We start from the raw sequence: 17612 nt of genomic DNA, 5'->3' as shown, positions 1-17612 counted from the left end.
AAGCCCGATTTGTAAGCGGGTTCAAAAAAATGGTTCCTTAGTACCCTACAGCTCAATTCAGAAACATATTTTTTGTTACAATTTCTTAAGACTTTTTTACCATTTTGTTACCTATACCCTATGAATATATAGCAACTCTAGGGGGTTTTCATCTCCTTTTTGTATGCTGGGGAATTTATCGGTCCTATACGAGGTGGCTATTTTGCTGAATCAGTAGGAGGAGAGACCATTGCATAAAGAGACAGCCCGGACCCTTATTTGGTGTACCGGACTGTCTCTTTATCATGAAAGATTAATATTATTTTTTATGCATGTTCTCTTTGTGGTGTCTTTACGCGCTGATCTGCCTCTTCTTCAGTGCCCGGCGGACGGTTCCGCAGTCCGAGGACGACAAACCAGCTAATAACCGCAATAACGACCATGATAACGAACAGAGAATGCAGACTGTTTTCCAATACAGAACGAAGTAATCCAGCAACCTTGTCACTTAGACTCTGTGAAGCATGAGGTGCAAGCAGACCGTTAATATCCTCCTGCGTTACCCCTTGCTGTGTAAGCTGTCCGTCTGCTGTCTGGGCAGCAATGCGATAATTCAGCCATGAACCGAAGGCTGCAACCCCGATCGTTTGCCCCAACGTGCGCAGGAATGTATTCAAAGCTGTAGACGCGCCACGCAACTGGAACCCGACCGAGGACTGGGCAATAATCGTAAACACAGTCATCGAGAAGCCAAACCCCAGTCCATACAACAATGTAGACAGGAACAGCAGCCAGATCGGAGCCGTTTGGCCCATCAAGGTCATGACGAAAGCCCCCAAAACAATCAGGGTCAGCCCAATCAAAGAGGTTCGACGTGAGCCCAGGGTCAGCAAAATGCGTCCTCCGATCATGGAGCCAAATAGCCAGCCTACGGACATTGGAGCCAGCGCGAGACCAGATGAAGCGGCATCTCCACCGTGTACACCTTGAATCCATAGTGGAAGATAGCTAGTCAGTCCGATCAGCAGGGTGCTGACTAACAGTGCTGCGGCACAGGAAAAAGCGATATCCCGTATCCGAAATAGCTTTAGTGGCACCATCGGTTCCTGAGCGCGTTTTTCGATAACCAAAAACAGAATCAGGAACAAAATGGCTACGGCAGCCAAGGCCAACAATTCAGGAGAAGCCCAGCCGATATACTGCCCGCCCAGTGCCAATACGAGCAAGAGGGCCGTCATCCCGATGGTAAAGGTAACCGCTCCCGGCACGTCGATACGCGCAGTACGCTTGCTTACCTGTTCCCGCAAGTAACGGGCGATGAAGAACATAGCCAGCAATCCAAAGGGAACGTTAAAACCGAAAATCCACTCCCAGCCAAAATAGGTAACCACATAACCACCCAAGAGAGGCCCGATCAGGGAAGAAATCCCCCATACGGAGCTAATCATGCCTTGGACTTTGCCGCGTTCCTCCATTTTGTAGATATCACCGATGATGGTAAAAGTAACAGGAATGACACCACCCGCACCAATACCCTGAATGGCCCGGTAGATAATAAGTTGCTCCATACTACCAGCCAGCATACAAAGCAAAGAGCCAAGTACAAACAACGAACAGCCGATTAAAAATATGGGTTTTCGGCCAAACAAATCGCTAAGCTTGCCGAAAATGGGTGTGGTCACAGCCATAGTCAGCAAATATGCCGTAAAAATCCAACTGAGCAAATTCACGCTGCCCAGCTCGCTAACAATCGTCGGTCCCGCCGGACCGATAACCGTTCCTTCAATTGCGGCCAGAAAAGTGGCCAATAGAACACCTGTCAGCACGAGTCCGCGCTTCATGGGTTTATCGTTTGCCAAGCAAATCACAAATCCTTCCCTTATAAAAACTGTGTTGTATCTGTGCGCGGTTTGCCTTTCCAGATTGGTTTATTACCCGCACTGCATAATCGTAAACAGGCGGCCTATATAGGCCGCCTGTTTTGTACGATGTATATATATTATTGTCTACATGTCGTTAATTTTTGTCAACTGTAATCGTATGATAAATCTCACTATTTTCCACTTTATAGAGATGACCCTCTTCCATGCACAGAACATCGCTGGCAAAGCTTTCAGCCACCTGCATATCGTGGGTGATGACCAGAAAAGCCGCACCTTCGGCAGACTGCTCTGTGCACATACGGAGCAGAATTCTCGCCCCTTCGTAATCCGTTCCTGCGGTAGGCTCATCCAGAATGTATAGCTTTTTGGGCAAGATGAACTGTGCCGCAACGCTCAACAGTCTTTTTTCGCCTCCACTTAGTAGGTACGGGGAGGCATCCAGTCTGTGCTCCAGCCTGGCGGCGGCCAGTAAGCGCTGCGCCCGTTCCACATATGCGGCGGGAACTGGCTCCCCGGTCCGTAAACCAAGCTTGGCGCGCACGCTGTACAAGCACTCCTCCCATACCGTTGCAGCTGCAAACTGATGCTCTGGCTGCTGGAACACATAGCCGATTCCGGCAGCCAACTGGTGAATTGGCAGCTTCGCCATATCCTGCCCCTCCCACCGCATGCACCCCTTCGGTGCTGGGAGCAGGCCCATGAGCAACTTGCCGAGCGTGGTTTTACCCGAGCCGTTCTCACCCAGCAACACGGCTCGTTCACCGGGCGCAAGAGCTAGGCTCACGCCCTTTAGCGCTGCCCGCTGGCTACCGGGATAGGTGAAGGTCAATCCCTTCACCTCCAACAATGGCTGCCCAGCGCGGTCTGCCGCTGAGCCGGGATTCACCTCCGGCTCACCCGGCATGTCTCCCCTCCCTGCGGGAGAGGGGAGCAGCCCCAAGGCGACCAGCTGCGCACCATGCTCGCGCAGCAGCGTTTCGGGCGGACCCTGTAGTTGTACGGTCCCGCCCTTCAAGACGATGACGCGCTGCGCTGCCCGCACGCCATCGTCTATGCGGCCGGACGCGGTAACCACCGTCCGGCCTGCCGCATGGAGCCGCCGACATAACTCTACGAAGTCGCATACAGCCGGCGGGTCCAACTGCGCAGCTGCGTCGTCGAACACGACCAGCGGCGCTTCCAACGCCAGTACCGCAGCAATCGCGGTGCGTTGGCGCTGGCCTCCCGAGAGGCGCCGCACGAAGGAGTCGCGCTCGGGAGCTAGGCCGACGGCTTCCAGCGCAGTAGCAATGCGCTGCGCTATTTCTGCCGGAGGCACGCGCAGGTTCTCCGGCCCAAAAGCAATCTCATCTTCGACGATTCCCTGCACCAGCTGGGCATCCGGGTCCTGAAGCACGACGCCAACAGTGGTGGCGACAGTAGCCAGATCAGCGATATCGGGGTCCATCCCGTACACGGTCAGCTCCCCTGTCCGTTCGCCCTCACCGGAACGGGACAATCCACCATGAAGCAGCTGACATAGCGTAGACTTTCCACTTCCACTAGCTCCGACAATGGCTACATGCTCACCCACCGCAATGTCCAGTGTCAGACCATGTAACGCTGGCTCTACCTGATCATCATACCGATAGCCAAAATTCTTCAAGGATACGGCTATTTTACGGCTAGAATTATAATCGCTATGTTCAATCATAACTGAAATATCCTCGATCCCCATTGTTGAAGATATAACCACATGCATAGCCACGGCTATGCACGTGAAGCGCGTCCCAGTTCAAACCGTTTTAACAGTCCCGTACGATTTAAGGCATCGCCCAGCACTTTCGTCAGCAGACCGCACAGGACAATGCCGCTCAGGATACGAACGACCAGTGCAATCGTCAGCACCTTCCACCCCCAATGCATATAGCCAAACATATTGGCTGCGACAATAAACCACAGCGGAACCATAGCCCCACCCACTAGCATCAGCGAAACTGCGTTCCAGCGCCGATACCGCAACAAGGCAAATACCAACTCAGCCGCAATCATATAGCAGACAGCCGCCGCGATAATAGAAGCAATTCCATAGGCGGAGCCCATAAAAGACTGCACTACCGCGCCAAATGCATAAGCAATAACCGCCGTACCCGGCTTACGAATAATATAATAGGCCAACAAGCCGTATATCATGTACAGCCCGACAATAGCGGAAGTTGCGATAGGCCCTCCCAGACTGTTTAATGTTTTGTTAATGAGCGACAAATACACGGTCATGACGCCGTTCAACGTGGCCAGCATCGCCATGAGTACGATATCCAGCGTTGTAAACTTTGCAAACATACGAGATTCCTTCATATGTATTTCTTGACTCCTCTCCCTATCTAATCTATAAGATTACAGCTCTGATCCTTGTACAAGCTGCTACTGTATAAATGTATTCATTTGCAGCCTTATTGTCAACCTAATTATATTTTACAGGTTGACAATAAGAACAAAAATAAGAGGCTTCACTTTATAAGCTCCACCATAAAACAGCCGTAGTTAATACAGCAGTCACAGCACATAAGTTGCCTACACGCCCATTGTTCAGTGTACGAAGATATGTCCGTTCTGCATAAGCGCCGAAACCTTTGCCCTCCATAGCCAGCGCCGTCTGCTGAACCCGTCTTACAGCATTCACCAACACGGCAGCCGCATACCCGCTCCACCATGATAACCGATTGCCCCACCCTCGTGGTGGTTCCTGTCCACGAACACGCCGTGCTGCCATAATTGTTCGCCCTTCTTCTTCCAATAAGGGGAGAAACGTCAGTGCCACTGAAATACCGAACGCAAACCGATAAGGAACACGCAAGCGCAGATTCAATGCCTGCACAAAATCTCGGGGATCCGTCGTCGAGAGATAGATATAAGATGCCAAAAACAACACAAAAATCCGCAACGTTAACGCCCCTGCGATATCCAGTCCCTCTGCTGTAATGACAATGGGTCCCCATGAAGCCACGGTATGTCCTTCTCGAATCGCTAGGATAGACAGTATAAAATACGGGATACCTAAACCAATCAGGAACGACATAGCCCGAAGTTGGCGTGCTAAGGTCAAACGTGCGCCCAAGCCAGCCACAGCAATCAGTACAGCCAAGAGTGCTGCTTCCCGCAGCGTCGAATCCCATGCCATCGACAGGAGGCTAAAGCACCCCACCCATATTAGCTTACTTAACGGCCCTAGCCTGTGCAGCGGCGACGAACCGCCGTTATACTGAAACAGCATTTCGTTGTGCCTCCAGTCTGAGCCATTCTTCATGCAGTAAAGAATACATCAGCATATCCTTAAAGCCTGTAGATGTATGCTGTACCTGCCGCAACAGTCCTTCCTGTGTCCAGCCCATCGAGGACAGCAGGGCTTGCGAGCCTGTATTACGCGGGTCCACCAGCGCTTCGATCCGATTCAACCGAATCGTGTTATACCCGAATGACAGCACCAAGCGTAGCGCCTCGGTCATGTAACCCTGTCGCCAATAAGGCTTGGCTATCTCATAACCAATCTCGGCTTTATAAGCTCCCTCCGTCTGCCAATAATTAAACCCACAGCTTCCAATCAACTTCCCATTCTCCTTCAGTTCTATTCCCCAGCGCAGCGCATCCTCCGTCTTCGCCAGCTCATTCAACAACTCAATCATATCCTCTGCATCCTCACGTCCTGACATACCAGAAAGGTTCATATAACGGTGAACCTCCGGGTCAGACCAGCAAGCGAACATCGTAGCCGCATCCCCGCTTTCCATCCTTCGCAGCCGAAGACGCGGACTTTCCAGCGGTGGTATATGCCCCTTACATGCATATGCACACATGTTCAATCATCCTTCCAACATTAAAATGACAATAAATATACGCTACATTTAAGCATACACCTTCAACAAACACAACCTTATTTAAGCTGAGAAGCTTATATATATAAATAGCCCTCCTGTTCCTAGGATTAGGAATTAGAAGGGCATCTTCTATATTATAAGAGATTAAACCGTGCGAGCTTGTCTTCCGAATCAAAATTATCGAGCCTCTAAGCCTTTAAGAAGAGACTCGGGTAGTGGTGCGAGTCGGTTTCTTCACAACATCCTTGTACAGTACGCCTAGCATCGACTGAATTTCCTGTAATTCATCGATCCCTGCACCGGTAATGCTAAACATATCATCATGCGGTGTCAGAAAGTTTTCCTGCGTCAAGTTTTCAAGCTCCTGCTTGACCTCACGTTCTCCTACACGGTAACCGCGTTCTTCCAACACAGGTTGAATATCTCTTACCGTGAGATCGTTCTGATGTGCATAAGAAAGCATCTGTATACGGATAAACAAGTTCTGAACATCTGCATGCATAATTGCAACTCCTCCCTGGCCTAGGCCAACCATGTTACACTGTTTTTACCCATAGAGGATAAGCTGGAAACAGATGAGGGCAACCCTTGCTGGATTACTTTCTATACTGTTTGCCCCGCTAAAACGTATAGCTTATCCCCTTCCCAAAATGATTCTGTACAGAGGTTAGAGTACGGAGATACCAAAAGGTTACAGAGTGATTTTTCACTTGACTGAATATATACAATCGTTATATCTTAAATTAATTAACCAATGGTAAAAGCGAATTGCATAATTACCTATTTTTGACGATATATACAACAGTTAATGTAAAAATTTAATGTTAGGAGCGTGAACTCTACATGTTTCAAACCATACCTTACGAGGGCACACGTCATGAACAATTCGAATCGGTTCTCGGACAACTCCGGGCACTTATTCATGATGAATCCAATACCATTGCCAATCTGGCGAATGCTTCAGCACTACTTGGTCATTTCCTTCCAGATATTAACTGGAGCGGCTTCTATCTTTATGATGGTACTGAGCTTGTACTTGGTCCTTTCCAGGGCTTACCTGCATGTATACGGATTCCATTGGGACGTGGCGTATGCGGTACCGCAGCAGCTGAACAACGAACACTTGTTGTAGATGATGTGCATGCGTTTCCAGGACATATCGCCTGTGACGCTGCTTCCAATAGTGAAATCGTTATTCCCCTTGTCAAGAATGGGGAACTGATTGGAGTGCTGGACATTGACAGCCCGCTAAAAGGCCGCTTTGATCACGAAGATCGTGTATTCCTAGAGGAATTTACGGCTATTCTGGTGTCTAGCTTGTAACCAAAATTGTGCATATATATGGTCTCCCTTCGCCACAATAAATGAGGGTCTGAAACCCAAAATTATGCGGCGAAGGAGATTGATGATTCATGTACAACAACATGGCTCCACAACAACAACTTCATCAATGTGAACAAATCATGCAGCAATTGGTACAACAAACACAGCAAGGAACTGCCATGTATCAGCAGTTGCTGCAACAGGAACAACAAAATGCATCCAGTCTTGAAAGCCTGGTGCAACGTGAACGAAGTGCAGCTCAAATGATCCAAACTGCAATTCAGCATCACCAGCAGGCTATGCAGCAGTACCAGCAAGTTATTCAACTGTGTAGTCAGTTGGAAAACTCCATCCGTTCCAGCAGTCAAATGACTCAGCCCGGATTTGGCGATAGCTACGCCTCACGCAGTATGCAACCATCCTCCTATAATGCAGGAAGCCACATGAATCACAGCTTCCCGCAACACATGGGGACGACTGGACAGCATTATGTAAGCGGTAGTGGCATGCAGCAGTACGGAAACAACAGCCAGCAAGGCATGAGAGCGACACAAAGCAGCATGTAAACTGCTCTACACACAAAAAGGGTGAACAGCAGGCCATCGGAATTGGCTTGTTGTTCACCTCTTTTTCAGACCTTTTACAGCCCTTCTTCCCCGCTTTGTTAATTTAATTCCCGTTTGGCTAGAACCTTCATCCCGTCTCGCAAATACTCAGCTAGTCCGGGGCGATAGCCTTCATACATTTTACTGAAATCCTCATGCTCCACATACAAGTCTCCCAGCCCGCTATAAATTTCTGCTGTAGGAGTATAGAATCGGCTTACCCATTGAAGATGACGGCGGATCAGCGCCTGTACTTCTTCACTATTATGCTTCAATCCTTTATTCATGGCTTCAGCCAGCTGCCGATGAATCTGATCAGCCTCTGCCTGTGAATCCAAATAATCCTCTTTGCTCCAGTTCTTTGTCGCCGTCTTGCTCTCCTGAATTGTTTCCTGAGCCTCTTGACCATAACGGTCTGTCAAATCACGTTCGTACATTTCCTGCTTTTCCGGGTTAAACCCTTGGTACATGTGCTCTGGTTTCATTGCTTGTTCCCCTTTCAAATGAGCCACCGTTTCGTCGATGGTCTGTAGGAGAGTATGCAAGCGGAAGACTTTGGCCTCGACCTTGGCTCGATGCTCCTGTAAAACCTCAGCTTTTTGTTCCTTGGTTTGCTCCAGCACCTTTCCAATTTCAGATAAAGGCAAATCCAGTTCCCTGTACACCATGATTTGCTGAAGCCTCAAAAGTTGTTCCTGTTCGTAATAGCGATATCCATTATTTCCAATATGATGCGGTTTCAGCAATCCGATTTCATCATAATAATGCAAAGTTCGTACGCTGATTCCCGACAGATTAGATACTTCCTTTACCGTATAGGCCATTCCGCTTCACCTCCCTTGCTTGACAGTCTAGTGTCTCACGTGGCGTGAGAGTCAACACCCCCACTTGCCCACCTTGGTACTACACTTTTACCCGTTAAGCGTGTGATGAACCGTCCCTGTGACAAGGATACAATCAATTCTTTTGTTTAAAGATCGTGATCAGACGACTCATATATTCACGCATATTTACAATTAAATTCGAGTCGCCATCATGAAGACACCAGTTGTACATGACCCCACGAGCTGCAATAAATAAGTAGTCTGTCATCTCTTCGGATGTCATGCTTTGATCCAACTCTCCTGCAGCTTGTCCTCTCTCTATAATCTGTTGAAGTATATTTTGCATATCACGACCCTTAGTAATGAAAAGCTTGTTATTAGTTGTATATAACTGTTTCACCGTCTCTAAACCAATATTCTGATTATATTCCGCATAAACTTCAAAATATTGAATAATATCCTGCACAATACTTTCTGAAGGTGGTTCATTCTTAAATTTCAATTCAAAGTAGTCATCGGCCTGTGCATACATCTCCACCAAAATATCACTTTTAGTCTTGAAATGATTATAAAATGAGCCCACAGACACTCCGGCCCTCCGGCAGATATCCTCAATTCTAATTTTTTCCAGACTCTTTTCATGCATTAGCTCTAATGTACTGTTATATATATTTTTTTTAGTCTGCAGGCTTTGCAGCTTTCGTCCACTCAATTGTTGGTTTGGCATTTACCTACTCTTCCTTTCTATTCTAAACATTCCTATCCTCGATGCCTTGTCCATGTTACTTAATTATAATAAGAAATGCTATTTTGTTTAATTGTGAAAACAATCACATAATAATGTCCGCTACCGTCCTATACTGAATCCATTCAATGAATTCATTCACTGAATGGATTCATTGAAATGGTCGATTCATAATTAGGAGGCATTGTTATGAAAGAAGAGCATCGAATTTTATTTGAGCCTATGAAAATTGGAAAACTAGAAATTAAAAATCGGTTTGTCATGGCTCCCATGGGCCCTGGTGGGCTTTGTGATGCCGATGGCACCTTTAATGAGCGCGGCGTCGAATATTATGTTGAACGGGCAAAAGGCGGGACAGGACTGCTCATTACAGGTGTAACGATGGTTGAGAATGAAATTGAGAAATGTGCCCTGCCATCAATGCCCTGCCCTACTCTAAACCCCTTAAATTTTGTTAAAACGGGTAAAATGATGACGGAGCGGATTCATGCATACGGCACAAAAATATTTCTACAATTATCCGCAGGCTTTGGACGGGTAAGCATCCCTTCAATTGTAGGTAAAACGGCTGTCGCTCCCTCTCCTATCCCTCATCGCTGGCTTCCCGATGTAATCTGTCGTGAGCTAACTATCGATGAAATTCACACCTACGTCAGAAAATTTGCGGAATCTGCGGCTATTGCCAAAAAGGCAGGCTTTGACGGTATTGAAATCCATGCGGTTCATGAAGGCTATTTACTGGATCAATTTGCGATTTCTTTCTTTAACCATCGGAAAGACCAATACGGCGGAAATCTGAGAAACCGCTTAAGATTTGCCATAGAGATCGTCCAAGCCATCAAAGCCGAATGTGGACAGGATTTCCCGGTATCTCTTCGATACAGCATCAAAAGCTTTATTAAAGATTGGCGTCAGGGTGGATTGCCAGGCGAAGAGTTTCAGGAACAGGGACGGGATATTGAAGAAGGAATTGAAGCGGCCAAAATATTAGAGGAAGCTGGATATGATGCTTTTAATGGTGATGTTGGTTCGTACGATTCATGGTATTGGGCACATCCACCAATGTATCAGGAAAAAGGACTCTATCTTCCTTATAACAAAATTTTAAAAACCATTCTAAAGGTACCTGTCATTACTGCTGGCAGATTGGATAATCCAGACTTGGCCAGCAAGGCTATACGTGAAGGAAAAACCGATATGATTGCACTGGGTCGGCCATTGTTGGCTGATGCTGACATCCCCAACAAAATCAAGGCCGGGAAAATAGAAAAGATTCGTCCTTGCCTCTCCTGCCAGGAGGGCTGCATGGGTCGATTGGCATCTTTTGCAACGATTTCATGTGCCGTTAATCCGGCTTGCGGCAGAGAAAAAGACTATGCACTCGGAAAAGCAGATCAGTCCAAAAAAGTCTTGGTGATCGGTGGAGGACCCGCAGGATGTGAAGCTGCCCGTGTAGCTGCTATTCGCGGACACCACGTTACCTTATTCGATAAAAATAACCGATTGGGAGGTAATCTGATCCCGGGTGGAATTCCAGACTTCAAAGAAGACGATCATTTACTTGCGACCTGGTATGAAGGGGAGCTAAAGGATTTAAAAGTTGACGTCCAATTGAATACCGAGGTTAATCGGACTACCGTAAATGAATATGCAGCAGATGTTGTTATTTTTGCTACCGGCTCCTCTCCCAAAACCTTCTCCATTGGTACATCTACTAAGGTGTATTCCGCAGAAGAAGTTTTGCTTGGGAAAAAAGATCCCGGTGCTTCCACCGTAATTGTCGGAGGTGGGCTTGTGGGATGCGAAACTGCACTTTGGCTTGCTGATCAAGGTAAAAAAGTAACGCTGGTGGAAATGCAAGAAGATATTTTAACCGTCGGCGGCCCCCTGTGCCATGCAAATGAAGATATGCTGCGTGACCTTGTTGCATACAAGGATATCCATCTCCTGACCAACGCCAAAATTGTCGATGCCAACGATCAAGAATTCGTTCTTCAAAATAAAGATGGTGAAGAAACGATTCTAAACGCAGATTCAGCGATTCTGGCTGTAGGATATACTCCTCAGCAATCGCTTTATGAAGACATTCAAAATGAGGTTTCCGAGTCCTACTTAATCGGCGATGCCAAGCAAGTACAAAATATTATGTATGCTGTCTGGGACGCCTATGAGGTTACTAGAAATATATAGTACCCCGCTACCTCCAAAGCCGTTTACTATGTAAGCAGGCGGCTTTGGCTTTTTTACCTTTGCAGCAATTGCTTAGTTAAGAGAGGTTTTTCCCCATAACCACATGATCATAAAAAGCTATCTTTTGAATAATTTTCTCCAAATTGTGCTGCGTTTGTGCCACATGTGCTTCCACTTTCTTTTTGTGGGCTACAAGGAAATCTCTTCTCTCTTGGATTGTGGCTTCTCCTTTTACATTTAGCTCAAGGTATGCCTTAATTTCTTCAATAGTCATCCCTGTATCTTTCATAGCCATAAGGAACCTAATCCAATCGATTTGTTTTTCGGTATATACCCTTCTTCCACCTTCATCCCGACCGACATCAGGTAATATGCCTTCTTTTTCATAATAACGAAGGGTGGATGCGGGCAATCCGCTCTTGATTTGAACTTCTTTAATGGAGTACATGGTTATTCCCCTCCTCGTTCTTTTATTTTCTCTTCAAGTCAGCTTTAACGATAAGTATAAGTTTTCATAGTAAAGAGTGCAAAATTAAGATTCCGATATTCGTCTAGCAGAAAAGCTAGCCCTCTCCCTGTCCTTCTTCTCTCAATTTCCCAATACAACTCCTAACATTCTCCTCCGGATGGTTCACTTCCCAATGATCCAACAGCCGATTAACCTCCTCATCCAGAGGGTGCAGCCGATAATAAAATATGGCAGCTCGTAATTGGTGATGCTCCTCGACAGGTTCATCGTCGGGCCAGTGGTACTCTTGCTTGCCATTCTCATCGGTAGTCCCTATAGCTCCATCCAGCAAGGGAGAACGGCCTTCTAGGCCTTCACCGCGGGCAATTGCTTTGAGAAAATCGGCATGCCTCATGGCAACATCCGGCGAACAACGGTACAAATTCTCGAAAATATCAAAGGCATCAATCGGATCGTATTCCAGATTCTCAAGGAAATGCCTTTGCAGCAGCGAAGCAACCTTCTTATTGCCCGTCAGTCCAGACAGAAAATAGAACGTGGGCATCTGTGCCTCATAACGAAAATCGTCGACATGGCTGATAATATCGTCCACAATCTGGTCGGTCTGAAGACCTTCACGTGCTAATCGAGTTAGTATTCGCACCGCCTTATACTGCGTCCAATCGTACACACCGAATAGCAGTATCCAAATCGATTGCCACTACAGCTTTCTTATTCTTCTTCCAAAACTGAAATATTCTCATATGTAATTCACAGCTCCTTATCCCGTGTTACTAACAATTTCATTGCCAACTAGAATATTCTTTATGAATATATATCGGAAATTCTTTATAATCTCCTCAACACGTTTCCCCCAATAACAAAACATATTTTGGAAATTACTTGTATACTTTTCAACAGTTTACTAAATATATGCGATTGCTTCTCTAAGCCTATTCTTTTTTATCATAACTATTTAGTATTATAAGGATATAAAAAAGGAGGTTATCATTTGAAAAGTACAGGTATGACACGTCCCCTAGATGCGTTAGGCCGTATCGTTATCCCCAAAGAAATGCGAATTTCCATGGATTATAATGTGGGTGATCCTGTTGAGATTTTTGCAGATGAGGAAACTGGTATTCTCGCCTTTCGAAAATATACTGGGGTGACGTGTAAAATGTGTGGTTCAACAGAACAATTAACTTATTTTAGAGACAGCTTTATTTGCGGGGAATGTATTGAAAGTTTAAAAAAGGGAATACATTTTAGCCCTATCCTAAGACCAGCCAAGTCAGCTTTATCCAACTCACAACGATCTAATAAAGAGTCCAAACGTCTGCGGCGATCGACACAACAGATGATCGAAAGTCTAAAAGAATTAATGCAAAAACACCCCAATGCAGCACAGCACGAATATGCCAAAATACTTGAGGTTTCCCAAGCCCGTATATCCCAGCTCAAAAAAATGCTCTAACTACAGCTTGATACCCTACATAGATATACACCAGAGATTTCATCATGTGCAGCTACTTTTGAACCGTGATACGCAGCATCATAGCTAACCGACAAAACGCATGAACGTCCATACGAAAATTCCACACTAGGTATAAAGAACTAGTGAATGACTTGCAAGCGAGAACGCCTATAAGCAGAAGGCTGTGCTACATTTAATAATGGTTCCTGAATTAAAAAATGACCTTCTTTAATTAGAGAAGGTCATTTCATTTATTTATTCATTTTTCTATAGTAAACCACCACACACTTCTAATGTTATTTTTCAATTAATCCACTTTAACCCCAATAATGTAAAAAAAATTTTACAACTATGATTTATCACAAAAAAAGTAAAACTGTTTTTACATATGGTTGTAAATAAGGATGGGTGAATCTAATATGAACAGACCTGCTCAAATTATTTCTATTCTTATATTTTCCGTAAGTGTAAGTGTGTTTGCTGGTTGTGGAAAGCAGGAAACAACGGATACATCTACCAATGGAACAATACCAACAACCTCAGAAACGGTAGTAAAAGAAGAAACAGATCAACCAGCCGCCCTGCAAAACTTGGACGAGATCAAATGGAATGATGTTAAAGACCCTCTAATTGAGGATGCCATGATAGCAAAACTCAAAGCAGCAATAGCTGCCTTCGTGTCAAAAGATTTGGATCAATTCCATGCTGCGCTCGGTCCAGACGTTGGAACAGGTCACGATTACCTCTTCGATCATCCGGTGAAGTTTACTGGTATTGCTGAAGCTATGAAAGAAAATAATCGGATATTGATACCCATTGTAGGGGAACGGCTGAATAATGAAGAAGGATATTCACCCGATATACGATATACCTTCTATTTAGAAAAAGATAAAGATGGTGCATGGAAAATTGTTTCAATTGATTAACTAAATTCTCTAAGATGCATTTATCTCGATTTCATCCATGATGCTATAAACCAAATGCTTTTCATTCGTAAAGGTATGTTTTTAGTAGTCGCTAAAAGCACACTTTTTTGGGACAATGAATTTTTCCAAAAAAATATCTTGTAGCAACATTGCCCATTCCAACAAGTACGTTTGCACATATGATGTCACAAAATTCAATCTAAAGGAGAGATACACACCTTGTCTAAACATTCTTCTCATCGTTCGATGGGGCCGTTACAACCACATTTCGCGACCACTACTGAAGTGAGCAATTTTGTTAATTTATGGGGAATATTTACTGTGAATGGTCAACAGATCGTTGCTTTTGTAAAAAGCGTAGATCCCGCTAACAAATCAATGTTAGTGCTATATCCTAATGGTACACAATCATATATTGATGTAACTCAAATCAGTCAGGCACAAGGCCCTTATCCAAGTATGCCTTCTATTCCAGGACAAAGCAGTGGTCAGGGCGGTCATCAAGGCGGTGGATCGCCTTGGCCTCCTCACGGTCAAGGCGGTGGTCAGGGCGGTGGGTCGCAGTGGTGGCCTCAACATGGTCAAGGCGGCGGTCAGGGCGGTGGGTCGCAGTGGTGGCCTCAACATGGTCAAGGTGGCGGTCAGGGTGGTGGATCACAGTGGTGGCCTCAACATGGTCAAGGTGGTGGATCACAGTGGCCTTCCGGTGGATCTCGTAGCGCCAATCGGAAAAACTAATACCCAACCCTTATTGTAGCAATTGCCGTTTGCCATGAGCGAGTGTCGATTGGAACACATTCAATATTGGACCAAACAAAAAGGCGTCGCCTGCAAATGCACGCGATGCCTTTTGGATTAGCCACTGGCTACTTCGATTCCCCTAATTCTTAATCCTCTGCTCCTAAACATATTTCCATTAGGCTTTGCTGGCCATGTCTGCAATCTGGCGAAGCCACACTTTACGTGTATCCTCATCGGATTGGGGTACCGACTCGAAGAACAGATGATACATGACGTCAAGCCCACAGTATTCAAATATACCTTTGTCGGACGTCAAGCGAAGTGCTTGATCCATGCCATTGCTAGCATATTCCGCATGTGATTTTCCTTGCGTATTGAGGATAATAGCTTTCTTTCCCTTGAGCATTCCCATCTGCACTCCATTTACATATTTATAAGCAAATCCATAAGAGAATACACGGTCAATATACCCCTTCATAATAGCTGGCATCCCCGTCCACCAAATAGGATAAATAAAGGTGATTACCTCTGCCCATTGCAAAAATTCCTGTTCCCGTACAACATCTTCTCCGATTCCTTCAATGACCTCGCTGCTGCTAATCACAGGTTGAAAGTTGATTGCATATAGATCACGAACAACCACATCATGTCCTTTTTGCTTTAGCCCCTCGACTGCTGTGGTCAAAATTGCATGATTAAAGCTTCCCTCGGATGGATGTGCGTAAATAATAAGATGCTTCATGTTCTCTCCTCCATTTACTTTAAAATAAGTGATTGATCAATTACTTAACTACGTACTCCTTCAATCAACTGAATCTGCTCAATCCATAGTTCGGATAAAGATACGTTTGAGTAAACTTTAGCGGTATCCTGCTCATGAATATCACCTCCGTTGCTTATTAATCCAGTTAGTGATTGATCAATCACTAATGATTGGCCTCAGTATAGTATATTCCTTTTTACTTTGCAAGTGCTCTTTGTTCAACTTTATATAAAAGATTGTAAAAAGATCTGATCCCAAAACAGTGTTATTATCGCTGTTCAAAGTAAATAAAGTCCCCCAGTTGGTTTTAAACAGATTGATGTCCATCATGGTGTGATATCAAGCAATCACTTAATATGACTTTATAATGTCATATTATAAGGTGTATGCTACTGAGAGAGGTGAAGCGTATGCCGTTAAGCAGACATTTTGAAATCGTTTATATATTACTCCATAAGAAAAAAGTGACTGCTGATGAATTGGCAGAGCATTTTGAGGTTTCCACACGAACGATTTATCGGGACATAGATGCCTTAAGCGCAGCTGGGATTCCCATCTACAGCAGTAGAGGCAAGGGTGGCGGAATATCATTGATGGAGGGTTATGTCTTTAACACCTCTTTACTGTCCGAGCAGGAACAAGATGATATCTTAATGGCCCTTCAGAGTGTGGCTACAGCTACCATCCCACAGGTAGAAGAAGTGCTAAACAAGTTGAGTAGGATTTTTAAAAAAGACATGGGAAACTGGATCGAAGTAGATTTTTCGCCATGGGGAAGCCAAAACAGCCAGAGACAGCTATTCACTCTTATACGCAACGCAATAATCACAAGCCGTGTTATAAAGTTCCGCTATTATAACGTCGCCGGGGAACAGAGTTATCGTAGCGTCGAACCTGCCAAGCTCTTGTTTAAAGATAAATCCTGGTATGTGGAAGGTTACTGTTTAAATACCGAAAGTCATCGTGTATTTAAGATTGGCCGAATGAAAGAGATTGCAGTTACCGAAATTAGTTATGAGCCAAGAACAGTCGTAGCATCTACAGACACAAAGATGAACGACTTGCTTCATACCATTGAAGTAACTCTTCACATTTCTGCTCAAGGAGCTTACCGCGTATACGATGAATTTGCCGAGAAAACAATTACTCAGAAGGAAGACGGCTCTTATACCGTCACGGCACAATTTCCTGTAGGCAATTGGCTGGACAGTTATCTGCTGTCCTTTGGTCCCCTCCTTATAGAGGTTAGCCCCGAACAAGTACGTACAAGAATATTGTCTCATTTAGAAACGATGAAAAGAAATTTAAATGATCCTCTATAATATGACACCATGTAGTCATATTATCACTGCTATGATGAGTTTGAAGTTATCGCTCACAACATACTCACCATAGGAGGTTGAAGGATTAATGAATCCACATAAAACCATGCCACCGGCAGTAGAAACTTACTTTACATCAGCGAACAAATCCCAGCTTGAAGTATTTACTTCCGCTTTCGATAAAGATGCGTTGATCTTGGATAATCATCGCGAAATCAAAGGTATGGAAGCCATAAAATCATGGTGTGAAGCAGAAATATTGGAGCCGAATGTCACCTTCGAGATCGTGGATATGGATGACAGTAATAATACCATCGTCGTAATTGCGAAAGTAGACGGAGACTTTGATAAATCGAATCTTCCCGACCCACTCCTCCTTAAACATCAATTTCTAGTAAACAACAATAAAATTAAAGAACTGATTATTACACTTCCATAAAGGAATTAAAAAATAAGAAAGGGAAAACGAATATGCCTGCTTATGTTGTTTTTATACGTGAACAGAGTACCGATCAAACTGAACTCCAACTCT

Annotated in this window: 19 protein-coding genes; 8 read left to right on the top strand and 11 right to left on the bottom strand. The window is 45.0% G+C overall.

The features are described from left to right. Positions 1–305: 305 nt before the first annotated feature. From NSQ58_RS17380 to NSQ58_RS17355, 6 genes are all read right to left on the bottom strand, one after another. Complete coding sequence (locus NSQ58_RS17380) at positions 306–1820, bottom strand: MDR family MFS transporter (RefSeq protein WP_023986965.1); 1515 nt, start codon at positions 1818–1820, stop codon at positions 306–308. A 175-nt stretch (positions 1821–1995) separates the two neighbouring features. Next, positions 1996–3555: an ABC transporter ATP-binding protein gene (locus NSQ58_RS17375; protein ID WP_341057926.1), complete on the bottom strand. Its 1560-nt coding sequence runs from the start codon at positions 3553–3555 to the stop codon at positions 1996–1998. Positions 3556–3611: 56 nt separating this feature from the next. Beyond that, a complete protein-coding gene (locus NSQ58_RS17370; RefSeq protein WP_023986963.1) occupies positions 3612–4199 on the bottom strand; it encodes an ECF transporter S component in 588 nt (195 codons plus the stop codon). A 157-nt stretch (positions 4200–4356) separates the two neighbouring features. Continuing rightward, positions 4357–5115, bottom strand: coding sequence for an energy-coupling factor transporter transmembrane component T family protein (locus tag NSQ58_RS17365; protein WP_023986962.1), 759 nt, complete (start codon positions 5113–5115; stop codon positions 4357–4359). Then, complete coding sequence (locus tag NSQ58_RS17360) at positions 5099–5695, bottom strand: GNAT family N-acetyltransferase (protein WP_023986961.1); 597 nt, start codon at positions 5693–5695, stop codon at positions 5099–5101. The genes NSQ58_RS17365 and NSQ58_RS17360 overlap by 17 nt, the downstream gene beginning before the upstream one ends. Before the next feature lie 217 nt (positions 5696–5912). After that, the gene (locus NSQ58_RS17355) at positions 5913–6218 is read right to left on the bottom strand and encodes a hypothetical protein (RefSeq protein ID WP_023986960.1); all 306 of its coding nucleotides are present in this window, start codon (positions 6216–6218) and stop codon (positions 5913–5915) included. A 341-nt stretch (positions 6219–6559) separates the two neighbouring features. Here NSQ58_RS17355 and NSQ58_RS17350 point away from each other — a divergent pair, with 341 nt between their 5' ends. Together NSQ58_RS17350 and NSQ58_RS17345 are read left to right on the top strand one after the other, a co-directional pair. Further along, complete coding sequence (locus tag NSQ58_RS17350) at positions 6560–7039, top strand: GAF domain-containing protein (protein ID WP_023986959.1); 480 nt, start codon at positions 6560–6562, stop codon at positions 7037–7039. Between the two features lie 89 nt (positions 7040–7128). Beyond that, a complete protein-coding gene (locus NSQ58_RS17345) occupies positions 7129–7605 on the top strand; it encodes a hypothetical protein (RefSeq protein ID WP_023986958.1) in 477 nt (158 codons plus the stop codon). A 98-nt stretch (positions 7606–7703) separates the two neighbouring features. On the opposite strand, the gene NSQ58_RS17340 is transcribed toward NSQ58_RS17345, so the two are convergent. Together NSQ58_RS17340 and NSQ58_RS17335 are read right to left on the bottom strand one after the other, a co-directional pair. Further along, positions 7704–8468 carry a MerR family transcriptional regulator gene (locus NSQ58_RS17340; RefSeq protein ID WP_023986957.1) on the bottom strand — a complete coding sequence of 255 codons (765 nt, stop codon included), beginning with the start codon at positions 8466–8468 and terminating at the stop codon, positions 7704–7706. Between the two features lie 133 nt (positions 8469–8601). Further along, entirely contained in the window at positions 8602–9195 is a 594-nt protein-coding gene (locus tag NSQ58_RS17335) for a TetR/AcrR family transcriptional regulator (protein ID WP_028541034.1), read from the bottom strand. A 207-nt stretch (positions 9196–9402) separates the two neighbouring features. On the opposite strand from NSQ58_RS17335, the gene NSQ58_RS17330 reads away from it, so the two are divergent. After that, a complete protein-coding gene (locus NSQ58_RS17330) occupies positions 9403–11403 on the top strand; it encodes an oxidoreductase (protein ID WP_053324616.1) in 2001 nt (666 codons plus the stop codon). A gap of 76 nt (positions 11404–11479) precedes the next feature. On the opposite strand, the gene NSQ58_RS17325 is transcribed toward NSQ58_RS17330, so the two are convergent. Both NSQ58_RS17325 and NSQ58_RS17320 read right to left on the bottom strand, forming a co-directional pair. Next, positions 11480–11851, bottom strand: coding sequence for a MerR family transcriptional regulator (locus NSQ58_RS17325; RefSeq protein WP_076265263.1), 372 nt, complete (start codon positions 11849–11851; stop codon positions 11480–11482). 115 nt (positions 11852–11966) lie between these two features. After that, positions 11967–12542: a hypothetical protein gene (locus tag NSQ58_RS17320; protein WP_023986954.1), complete on the bottom strand. Its 576-nt coding sequence runs from the start codon at positions 12540–12542 to the stop codon at positions 11967–11969. Positions 12543–12863: 321 nt separating this feature from the next. Here NSQ58_RS17320 and NSQ58_RS17315 point away from each other — a divergent pair, with 321 nt between their 5' ends. The 3 genes from NSQ58_RS17315 (at position 12864) to NSQ58_RS17305 (ending at position 14992) form a co-directional block, all read left to right on the top strand. After that, on the top strand, positions 12864–13328 hold the full coding sequence (locus tag NSQ58_RS17315) for an AbrB/MazE/SpoVT family DNA-binding domain-containing protein (protein ID WP_023986953.1): 465 nt from the start codon (positions 12864–12866) through the stop codon (positions 13326–13328). A gap of 419 nt (positions 13329–13747) precedes the next feature. Beyond that, positions 13748–14254, top strand: coding sequence for a hypothetical protein (locus NSQ58_RS17310; RefSeq protein ID WP_076265262.1), 507 nt, complete (start codon positions 13748–13750; stop codon positions 14252–14254). Positions 14255–14473: 219 nt separating this feature from the next. Continuing rightward, positions 14474–14992, top strand: a complete 519-nt coding sequence (locus NSQ58_RS17305; RefSeq protein ID WP_076265261.1) for a hypothetical protein — start codon at positions 14474–14476, stop codon at positions 14990–14992. A gap of 178 nt (positions 14993–15170) precedes the next feature. On the opposite strand, the gene NSQ58_RS17300 is transcribed toward NSQ58_RS17305, so the two are convergent. Then, positions 15171–15737 carry an NAD(P)H-dependent oxidoreductase gene (locus NSQ58_RS17300; RefSeq protein ID WP_028541035.1) on the bottom strand — a complete coding sequence of 189 codons (567 nt, stop codon included), beginning with the start codon at positions 15735–15737 and terminating at the stop codon, positions 15171–15173. Positions 15738–16168: 431 nt separating this feature from the next. Here NSQ58_RS17300 and NSQ58_RS17295 point away from each other — a divergent pair, with 431 nt between their 5' ends. Further along, a complete protein-coding gene (locus NSQ58_RS17295) occupies positions 16169–17080 on the top strand; it encodes a helix-turn-helix transcriptional regulator (protein WP_028541036.1) in 912 nt (303 codons plus the stop codon). 88 nt (positions 17081–17168) lie between these two features. Then, the gene (locus tag NSQ58_RS17290) at positions 17169–17519 is read left to right on the top strand and encodes a nuclear transport factor 2 family protein (protein WP_023986948.1); all 351 of its coding nucleotides are present in this window, start codon (positions 17169–17171) and stop codon (positions 17517–17519) included. Positions 17520–17612 lie beyond the last annotated feature (93 nt).

The organism is Paenibacillus sp. FSL M7-0134, from assembly GCF_038007865.1.
GTDB lineage: Bacteria > Bacillota > Bacilli > Paenibacillales > Paenibacillaceae > Paenibacillus > Paenibacillus polymyxa_B.
The sequence above is the reverse complement of the archived record's forward strand: the minus strand, read 5'-3'. Positions and strand labels throughout refer to the sequence as shown.

Excerpts from the sequence above, each read along its gene's own strand:
- NSQ58_RS17380 (WP_023986965.1), bottom strand. The coding sequence starts at position 1,820 with ATGAAGCGCGGACTCGTGCTGACAGGTGTTCTATTGGCCACTTTTCTG.
- NSQ58_RS17375 (WP_341057926.1), bottom strand. The coding sequence starts at position 3,555 with ATGATTGAACATAGCGATTATAATTCTAGCCGTAAAATAGCCGTATCC.
- NSQ58_RS17370 (WP_023986963.1), bottom strand. The coding sequence starts at position 4,199 with ATGAAGGAATCTCGTATGTTTGCAAAGTTTACAACGCTGGATATCGTA.
- NSQ58_RS17365 (WP_023986962.1), bottom strand. The coding sequence starts at position 5,115 with ATGCTGTTTCAGTATAACGGCGGTTCGTCGCCGCTGCACAGGCTAGGG.
- NSQ58_RS17360 (WP_023986961.1), bottom strand. The coding sequence starts at position 5,695 with ATGTGTGCATATGCATGTAAGGGGCATATACCACCGCTGGAAAGTCCG.
- NSQ58_RS17355 (WP_023986960.1), bottom strand. The coding sequence starts at position 6,218 with ATGCATGCAGATGTTCAGAACTTGTTTATCCGTATACAGATGCTTTCT.
- NSQ58_RS17350 (WP_023986959.1), top strand. The coding sequence starts at position 6,560 with ATGTTTCAAACCATACCTTACGAGGGCACACGTCATGAACAATTCGAA.
- NSQ58_RS17345 (WP_023986958.1), top strand. The coding sequence starts at position 7,129 with ATGTACAACAACATGGCTCCACAACAACAACTTCATCAATGTGAACAA.
- NSQ58_RS17340 (WP_023986957.1), bottom strand. The coding sequence starts at position 8,468 with ATGGCCTATACGGTAAAGGAAGTATCTAATCTGTCGGGAATCAGCGTA.
- NSQ58_RS17335 (WP_028541034.1), bottom strand. The coding sequence starts at position 9,195 with ATGCCAAACCAACAATTGAGTGGACGAAAGCTGCAAAGCCTGCAGACT.
- NSQ58_RS17330 (WP_053324616.1), top strand. The coding sequence starts at position 9,403 with ATGAAAGAAGAGCATCGAATTTTATTTGAGCCTATGAAAATTGGAAAA.
- NSQ58_RS17325 (WP_076265263.1), bottom strand. The coding sequence starts at position 11,851 with ATGTACTCCATTAAAGAAGTTCAAATCAAGAGCGGATTGCCCGCATCC.
- NSQ58_RS17310 (WP_076265262.1), top strand. The coding sequence starts at position 13,748 with ATGAACAGACCTGCTCAAATTATTTCTATTCTTATATTTTCCGTAAGT.
- NSQ58_RS17300 (WP_028541035.1), bottom strand. The coding sequence starts at position 15,737 with ATGAAGCATCTTATTATTTACGCACATCCATCCGAGGGAAGCTTTAAT.
- NSQ58_RS17295 (WP_028541036.1), top strand. The coding sequence starts at position 16,169 with ATGCCGTTAAGCAGACATTTTGAAATCGTTTATATATTACTCCATAAG.
- NSQ58_RS17290 (WP_023986948.1), top strand. The coding sequence starts at position 17,169 with ATGAATCCACATAAAACCATGCCACCGGCAGTAGAAACTTACTTTACA.